The organism is Rhodoferax sp. OV413 (assembly GCF_945881795.1).
GTDB lineage: Bacteria > Pseudomonadota > Gammaproteobacteria > Burkholderiales > Burkholderiaceae_C > Allorhodoferax.
Genome location: NZ_CAMCVG010000020.1, coordinates 19748 through 27399 on the forward strand (window position 1 = coordinate 19748; position 7652 = coordinate 27399).

The 7652-nt window shown below is 61.1% G+C and carries 8 protein-coding genes; 4 read left to right on the plus strand and 4 right to left on the minus strand.

What is annotated here, in order from left to right; all coding sequences use genetic code 11:
• The first annotated feature begins 118 nt into the window (after nt 1-118).
• The 4 genes from secA to Q0O05_RS04430 are packed head-to-tail and all read left to right on the plus strand — an operon-like array spanning nt 119 to nt 5512.
• Nucleotides 119-2872, plus strand: coding sequence for a preprotein translocase subunit SecA (gene secA / locus Q0O05_RS04415; RefSeq protein WP_293660689.1), 2754 nt, complete (start codon nt 119-121; stop codon nt 2870-2872).
• Between the two features lie 9 nt (nt 2873-2881).
• Nucleotides 2882-4108, plus strand: coding sequence for a bifunctional glutamate N-acetyltransferase/amino-acid acetyltransferase ArgJ (argJ, locus tag Q0O05_RS04420; protein ID WP_293660680.1), 1227 nt, complete (start codon nt 2882-2884; stop codon nt 4106-4108).
• Between the two features lie 13 nt (nt 4109-4121).
• Nucleotides 4122-4997 (plus strand): ATP-binding protein, encoded by an 876-nt coding sequence (locus Q0O05_RS04425; protein ID WP_293660681.1) that lies wholly within the window; start codon nt 4122-4124, stop codon nt 4995-4997.
• Nucleotides 4994-5512: an NUDIX domain-containing protein gene (locus tag Q0O05_RS04430; protein ID WP_293660682.1), complete on the plus strand. Its 519-nt coding sequence runs from the start codon at nt 4994-4996 to the stop codon at nt 5510-5512. The genes Q0O05_RS04425 and Q0O05_RS04430 overlap by 4 nt, the downstream gene beginning before the upstream one ends.
• 6 nt (nt 5513-5518) lie before the next feature.
• Here Q0O05_RS04430 and Q0O05_RS04435 read toward each other — a convergent pair whose 3' ends face one another.
• The 4 genes from Q0O05_RS04435 to Q0O05_RS04450 form a co-directional block, all read right to left on the minus strand.
• Nucleotides 5519-5746: a DNA gyrase inhibitor YacG gene (locus Q0O05_RS04435; RefSeq protein WP_293660690.1), complete on the minus strand. Its 228-nt coding sequence runs from the start codon at nt 5744-5746 to the stop codon at nt 5519-5521.
• The gene (gene zapD / locus Q0O05_RS04440) at nt 5746-6501 is read right to left on the minus strand and encodes a cell division protein ZapD (RefSeq protein WP_293660683.1); all 756 of its coding nucleotides are present in this window, start codon (nt 6499-6501) and stop codon (nt 5746-5748) included. The genes Q0O05_RS04435 and zapD overlap by 1 nt, the downstream gene beginning before the upstream one ends.
• A gap of 22 nt (nt 6502-6523) precedes the next feature.
• Nucleotides 6524-7132 carry a dephospho-CoA kinase gene (coaE, locus tag Q0O05_RS04445; protein ID WP_293660684.1) on the minus strand — a complete coding sequence of 203 codons (609 nt, stop codon included), beginning with the start codon at nt 7130-7132 and terminating at the stop codon, nt 6524-6526.
• A 4-nt stretch (nt 7133-7136) separates the two neighbouring features.
• On the minus strand, nt 7137-7652 hold a 516-nt coding region (locus Q0O05_RS04450), incomplete at its 5' end, for an A24 family peptidase (protein ID WP_293660685.1).

The following is a 7652-nucleotide window of genomic DNA, read 5'->3' on the forward strand; positions in this document are numbered from 1 at the left end:
AAGCTAAGCTCACAGGCTGGGCTTTTATGACAGGCTGGAATCACCCATTCACTTAGATCAGACAAAGGACCGCACGGTCTTGACGCTCACCTCGGGCGAACAGCGCGTGCATGCATTGATGGCTATCAACTTCCTCACCAAAATTTTCGGTAGTCGTAACGACCGCCTGCTCAAGCAATACCGTGGAGTGGTCAACCGCATCAATGCGCTGGAACCCGAATTCGAGGCACTTTCTGACGATGCTCTAAGAGCCAAGACGGAGGAATTCAAAGACCGCGTATCAAAGGGTGAGTCTTTGGATGCAATCCTCCCCGAGGCCTTTGCCTTGGTGCGAGAGGGCTCCAAGCGTGTCATGAAGATGCGGCACTTTGACGTGCAAATGCTTGGTGGTATGGCCCTGCACTACGGAAAGATTTCCGAGATGCGCACCGGCGAAGGCAAGACACTTACCGCGACTTTACCTGTGTACCTGAATGCCTTGAGCGGCAAGGGCGTGCATGTGGTCACGGTGAATGATTACCTCGCCAGCCGCGACGCGCGCTGGATGGGCCGGCTCTATAACTTCCTCGGATTGAGCGTGGGCATCAACTTGCCCCAGGCTCCGCGCGCGGACAAGCAGCAGGCCTACGGCTGCGACATCACCTACGGCACTAACAACGAGTATGGATTCGACTACTTGCGGGACAACATGGTCTACGAGGTGGCCGACCGCGTGCAGCGCGGCCTGAACTTCGCCATCGTGGACGAGGTGGACTCCATTCTCATTGACGAAGCGCGTACGCCCCTGATCATCAGCGGGCAGGCCGAAGACCACACAGCCCTGTATGTCGCCATCAACCAGGCCATGCCGCGGTTGACCCGGCAGGAAGGCGAGGCGGACCCGATTACCGGCGAAGGCATCACCAAGCCCGGTGACTTCACGCTCGACGAAAAGAGCCACCAAGTCTTTCTAACCGAGCAGGGTCACGAGGCTGCAGAGGCGATATTTGCTGAGTTGGGGCTGATTCCCGCCGGCTCCTCGTTGTACGATCCTTCCAACATCACACTGATGCACCACCTGTACGCAGCACTGCGTGCGAACCATCTCTACCACCGCGACCAGCACTACGTCGTGCAAAACGGCGAGATTGTCATTGTGGATGAGTTCACCGGCCGGCTTATGTCAGGGCGCCGCTGGAGCGATGGGCTGCATCAGGCGGTGGAGGCCAAAGAGGGCGTGCAGATTCAGGCGGAGAACCAGACGCTGGCGTCCATCACCTTTCAAAACTACTTCCGCCTGTACAACAAGCTCGCCGGCATGACCGGTACGGCCGATACCGAGGCTTACGAGTTCCAGGAAATTTACGGGCTGGAAACCATGGTGATCCCACCCAACCGAGTCAGCCGCCGGGAAGACCAACTGGACCGCGTGTACAAAACAACCAGTGAGAAATACGCCGCAGCCATCCAAGACATCCGCGAATGCTACGAGCGTGGCCAGCCGGTGTTGGTGGGGACTACGTCAATTGAAAACTCGGAAATCATTGACCAGTTGCTCGACAAAGAGAAACTTCCGCACCAGGTGCTCAACGCCAAGCAACACGCCCGCGAAGCGGACATCGTCGCGCAGGCTGGCCGCGCCAAAATGATCACTATTGCAACCAACATGGCGGGCCGTGGAACCGACATCGTGCTCGGCGGCAATATGGACAAGGCGGTCGAAGCGATTGAGGCTGACGAGTCGCTGGACGAGTCAGCCAAGCAGGCTAAGGTCGCTGAAATCCGCGCCCAGTGGCAAAAGGACCATGACGCCGTCAAGGCGCTGGGTGGTCTGCGCATCATCGCAACCGAGCGGCATGAGTCGCGCCGTATCGACAACCAGTTGCGCGGACGTTCGGGCCGTCAGGGTGACCCGGGCTCGTCGCGCTTTTACCTGAGCCTGGATGATTCGCTCATGCGAATTTTTGCGGGCGATCGGGTCAAGTCCATCATGGACAGGCTCAATATGCCCGAAGGTGAAGCTATTGAGGCGGGCATCGTGACCCGTAGCATCGAGAGCGCCCAACGCAAGGTCGAAGCCCGCAACTTCGACATGCGCAAACAGCTGCTCGAATACGACGATGTGTCCAATGACCAGCGCAAGGTGATTTATCAGCAGCGTAACGCTATCCTCGACGCGCAGGACCTCAACGCCCAAGTCGCATCCCTTCGTTCGGGTGCGTTTGAGGACATCGTTCGGCAGTTCGTGCCCGCGGAGTCGGTCGAGGAGCAGTGGGATGTGCCCGCATTGCAAAAGTTGCTGGCCGAAGAATGGCAGATTGAGCTCAACTTGGAGAAACAAATCTCTGACGCCAGCTCCATCACCGATGAAGATATCGTGAGCACCGTCGTTGAAGCGGCAAATGCTGCATTCCAGGCCAAGGCGGATTTGGTGGGCGAAGCCAACCTGACCCAGTTCGAACGCATGGTGCTGCTGCAAAGCATTGACAGCCATTGGCGCGACCACCTCAGCGCTTTGGATTACTTGCGTCAAGGCATCCATTTGCGCGGCTATGCCCAAAAGCAGCCCAAGCAGGAATACAAGCGCGAGGCGTTTGAGCTTTTCGGTCAATTGCTCGATGCCGTCAAAAACGACGTCACACGGGTGCTGATGACCGTCAAGATTCAGTCCAGCGAGCAGCTTGAGCAGGCCGCTGACGCGATGGAGACGCGCGGCGAGAGTATCTCCAACATTACCTACACCGCGCCCGGCGAAAGCGGTGAGTCCGAGTCCAAGCTCGACCTCGGCACGGTTCGGCCGGCTGACAGCGCAGTCCCGCGCGTAGGCCGCAATGAGCCCTGCCCCTGCGGCAGTGGCAAGAAATACAAGCAGTGCCACGGCAAACTCGTTTGAAAGCAGCCCATGCCCGTCAACCTTCCTCTCCCCCAGGCATCTGACCTTTTTGCCATTGATGGTGTCCGAATCGGTGTCACCGAAGCCGGCGTGCGCAAAGCTGGTCGCAAAGACCTGACCGTGATGCTGCTGGACGAAGGAAGCAGCGTGGGCGGCGTGTTCACTAGAAACCGTTTTTGCGCAGCGCCTGTGCAAGTGTGCCGCGAGCATCTGGGAAAAGCCAGCGCCCGTGCAGTGCTCATCAACACCGGTAATGCGAACGCCGGCACTGGTGCGGTAGGGCTGGACCGCGCACACCAAAGCTGCGTCGCGCTGGCCGCCAAGTTGGGGCTTCAGGCGCAGCAGGTGCTACCGTTTTCTACCGGCGTGATCATGGAGCAGCTGCCGGTGGACCGCATAGTGGCCGGACTGGACGCCGCCATTGCTGACGCACGCGCCGACCACTGGCTCAAAGCCGCCGAAGGCATCATGACCACCGACACCCAGCCCAAGGCGTTCAGCGCCTCCGCGATGGTGGACGGGCACAAGGTCTCGGTCACCGGCATCAGCAAGGGCGCGGGCATGATCCGCCCCAACATGGCCACCATGCTCGGGTTTATTGCGACCGACGCCTGCATTGCGCCGGCGCTCATGAACGCCCTGGCGCTTGAGTTGGCAGAAGGCTCGTTCAACCGCGTGACGGTGGATGGCGACACCTCGACCAACGATTCCCTGCTCCTGATTGCCACCAACAAGGTCGGCCACGCGACGGTGACTGATCTGAGCTCGGCTGCCGCGCAGGACTTAAAAGCTGCTTTGCTCGAAGTGGCCCGCCAACTCGCCCAGGCCATCGTGCGCGACGGCGAGGGGGCGACTAAGTTCATCACGGTGCAAGTCGAGGGCGGGCGTTCAGAGGCTGAGTGCCGCCAAGTGGCCTACGCGATCGCCCACTCGCCCCTGGTCAAGACCGCCTTCTTCGCAAGCGACCCCAACCTCGGCCGCATCCTGGCGGCCGTGGGGTACGCCGGCATTGAGGACCTGGATCAGGGCCTGATTGAGCTGCATCTGGACGATGTGCATGTGGTGACCCTGGGAGGGCGCCATACCGACTACCGCGAAGAACATGGCCAGCGGGTGATGAAGCAAAGCGAAATCACCGTGCGCGTGGGTCTGGGCCGGGGAGCGGCAAGCCAGACGGTGTGGACCTGCGATTTCAGCCACGACTACGTCACCATAAACGCCGACTACCGCTCTTGAGAGGAGCATGCTGATGTCTGATGCCTTGGAGCGCTTTATTGCGCGGGCCGAGTTGTTCATGTCTCGGGTGGAGGCATCCTTGCCCCACACGCTCACTGCGCCCGATTGGAATGCGTCGATAGCTTTTCGCTACCGCCGGCGCAGCTCCGGCCAGGGCGTGATGGCGCCGGTGGCCCATGTGGGCGCCATGTCCTTGGACGACCTGCGGGAGATTGACGCCCAGAAGGAAAAAATCCGTCGCAATACGGCGCAGTTCGTGCGTGGCGGCTCGGCCAACAACGTGCTGCTCACCGGCGCGCGCGGCACAGGCAAGTCTTCCTTGATCCGTGCGTGCCTACAGACCTTTGCACCGCAGGGACTGCGTTTGATCGAGGTGGACAAGGCCGATTTGATTGACCTGCAGGACATCGTCGAGCTGATTGCTGTAAGGCCAGAGAAGTTCATCATCTTCTGTGACGACCTGAGCTTTGACGAGGGCGAGCCCGGCTACAAGGCGCTGAAGTCCGTGCTCGACGGCTCGGTCGCGGCGGCTACGCCCAATGTGCTGATTTACGCCACCAGCAACCGCCGGCACCTGTTGCCGGAGTACATGTCGGACAACAAGAGCTACAAGCACACCGACGATGGGGAAGTGCACCCCGGCGAGGTGATTGAAGAAAAAATCTCGCTCTCCGAGCGTTTTGGCCTGTGGGTGAGCTTTTACCCGTTCAGTCAGGATGAGTACCTCACCATCGTCGGTCAATGGCTGGGCAGCATGGGCTTCCTGCCTGAGCAGATTGCGGCCGCGCGCCCGGAGGCGCTCTTGTGGGCGCTGGAGCGTGGTGCGCGCAGCGGCCGAGTAGCCTACCAGTTTGCCCGCGATTTTTCCGGTCGGGCTACCGTGGCATGAACCATCCCCTGGTGGCTGACCCGCAGGCCCAGCGCAGCGGCGGGCCGGACCGCCCGGCGGTGGAAGTGGCGGTGGGTGTGCTGGTGCGGGGCGATGGCGCCTTTTTGCTCACCAGCCGCCCAGAGGGCAAGGCGTACGCCGGCTACTGGGAGTTTCCGGGCGGCAAGGTAGAACCCGGCGAGACAGTAGAGCAGGCTCTGCGCCGCGAGCTGCAGGAGGAAATCGGCATCGAGATTGTGGCGGTCATTCCCTGGCGGGTCGAGATGGTGGACTACCCGCACGCGCTGGTGCGTCTGAATTTCTGCAAGGTATCCGACTGGGACGGCGAGCTCGAGATGCGCGAGGGCCAGCGGTTTGCCTGGCAGCAGCTTCCGGTGACGGTGGCGCCCGTCTTACCCGGAACCCTGCCGGTGCTGGAGTGGTTCGCCAGGGAAAGAAACTATATCGGTGCTACGATTTCAGGAGCTGCTAACGCAGGCAGTACGGGCACTGGGGGCCGATTGGAGCCTATTTAGCCCAACTTACTGAAGTTTCGGATCGCCGTAGAGCAGGTCCTCGGGCGGTGATTCGGTGGGCATACGGAAGGACTCGCTCGCCCAGGCGCCCAAATCGTGGTTTTTGCAGCGCTCGCTGCAAAACGGCCGGTAAGGGTTGCGGGCTGCGTACACGCTGTCGCCGCTGCACGCGGGGCAGCGCACTATTTTTTCTTCAGCTACTGCCACTCCCACGACTTTGGCCTCGCCCGCCATCAAGAGCACAGGGCGAGTTCTAACCCGCTGTCTTCACCGCTGGCGTGCAAGCGGTCGTCGGAGTCGTGGCGCATCAGCCGGATGGACACCATCAGCCGGTTGCCGCTGATTTCTGGAATCAGGCCCGAGGCCGGATCCACCGCCAGCCGCAAAAGCTGGAAGGTGCGGCCTTGTGGCAGCGTCTGCTGAAACTGGCCACCCATGGCCATCACTTTTTGGGGAGCGCCGGAGTTGCGCAGCATCTTCAGCAGCAGGTGAATCGACTCAGCCAGTGGAGTAAATGTGGTAGCCCAGCGGAGCAGGTCTCCTCGGCGCGCAGCAGCGTCGCGGTGCTGCCAGGCGTAGTAGGCGGGCAAATCGAACTCGCAGGTGCCGCCGGGAATACCGACCCGGCTGCGGATGCTCATCAGCCAGTCGTTTTCAGCGAGGGATTGCCCGGCTTTGCCGGTCAGCGCGTGCAGGCTGCTGAAACAGTGCTCGATCTGGGCAACCACTTCATCCAATGCCGCTTCGGAGATGGCAGGGTTGCCACGGTAGCTGTTGAGGGCCTGCTTTTGCTTTTCGAGGTCTTTCATGACGTCGGACTTCAGGTCAGCGCGCGCGCCCACATCCATGACTTCAAAAATAGTGGCCAGCGCGTAGTGGTGATCGAGCGGCGCGGTGCGAGCCATCAATTCCGACAACCGCAGGAACAAATGTTCCAGTCGCAAATAGGTGCGAATGCGTTCGTTGAAGGGATATTCGTAGAGGATCACGCTGGATTTTCCGTTCGGCGAATCATAGTCCGAACTGCCGGGCGATTTGCTGCACCAGCGCCTCAAGTTCGGGCAATGTGATGGCGTCATTACACAGCACATGGTCCGCGGCGGACAGACGCGTACTCCGCGCAGCCTGCGCTGTGATGATGGCCCGAACCTCGCCTTCAGACAGGCCGTTACGTTGCTGCACCCGCCGTATTTGCGTGGACTCGCTGCAGTCAATGACCAGGATGCTGTCCAAGCGCTGCCGCCAGTGATGTGACTCGACTAGCAGCGGTATGTCGTAGACCAGACAGACCACGCCAGCGGCCGGAGCGGCTTCAGCCGCACTGCGGATGGCCGCGCCAACCAGGGGGTGAATGATGGCTTCAAGCTGTCGGCGCGCGTCGGGGTCGGCAAAAATTCGATCCCGCATGGCGGCCCTGTGCAGGCCGCCGTCTGCTGCAACCACTTCTGCACCGAATGCTTGCGTGATGGCAGGCATGGCAGCGCCGCCCGGTGCGGTGGTGGCCCTGGAGAGTGCATCTGCATCGATGCGGCGGGCGCCGGACTTTTCCAGCAAAGCGGCTACCGTACTTTTGCCGCTGCCAATGCCGCCTGTGAGCCCGATGTGTTTGGCGCGGCCCATGACGTCAGAAGCTTAAGAGCCGCCTCAGATTATCCGGGCCCAGCAGCAGCGCTGCGAACCCCGCGCCAGCCAGAAAAGGGCCGAAGGGCACATAGCCCCCCTCACGCAGCCCGCTGGTGAACTTCATCGCAATGCCCACGATGGCGCCGATCACCGACGCCATCAGGACCATGGGAATCAATACCGGCCAGCCGAACCAGGCGCCCAGGGCGGCGAAGAGCTTGAAATCGCCAAAGCCCATGCCTTCTTTGCCGGTCACGAGTTTGAATACCCAGTACACCGACCACAGAGACAGATAACCGCCCACCGCACCCCACAGGGCAGTGGGCAGAGTGACCGGCGTCCATTGCAGGGCGGCGGCAATCAGGCCCAGCCAGAGCAAAGGCTGGTTAATGTGGTCGGGCAGTAGGGTGGTGTCCCAGTCGATGCAGGCCAGCGCCAGCAGCGCGGCGCTAAAGACACTCCAAGCCAGCGCCTCGGGTGTGGGCCCGAAGGTCCAGGCGCAGAAAAAGAACAGTGC

Coding starts and splice junctions, on each gene's coding strand:
- Q0O05_RS04425 (WP_293660681.1), top strand. CDS start 4,122: ATGTCTGATGCCTTGGAGCGCTTTATTGCGCGGGCCGAGTTGTTCATG.
- Q0O05_RS04430 (WP_293660682.1), top strand. CDS start 4,994: ATGAACCATCCCCTGGTGGCTGACCCGCAGGCCCAGCGCAGCGGCGGG.
- argJ (WP_293660680.1), top strand. CDS start 2,882: ATGCCCGTCAACCTTCCTCTCCCCCAGGCATCTGACCTTTTTGCCATT.
- secA (WP_293660689.1), top strand. CDS start 119: ATGGCTATCAACTTCCTCACCAAAATTTTCGGTAGTCGTAACGACCGC.
- Q0O05_RS04435 (WP_293660690.1), bottom strand. CDS start 5,746: ATGGCGGGCGAGGCCAAAGTCGTGGGAGTGGCAGTAGCTGAAGAAAAA.
- coaE (WP_293660684.1), bottom strand. CDS start 7,132: ATGGGCCGCGCCAAACACATCGGGCTCACAGGCGGCATTGGCAGCGGC.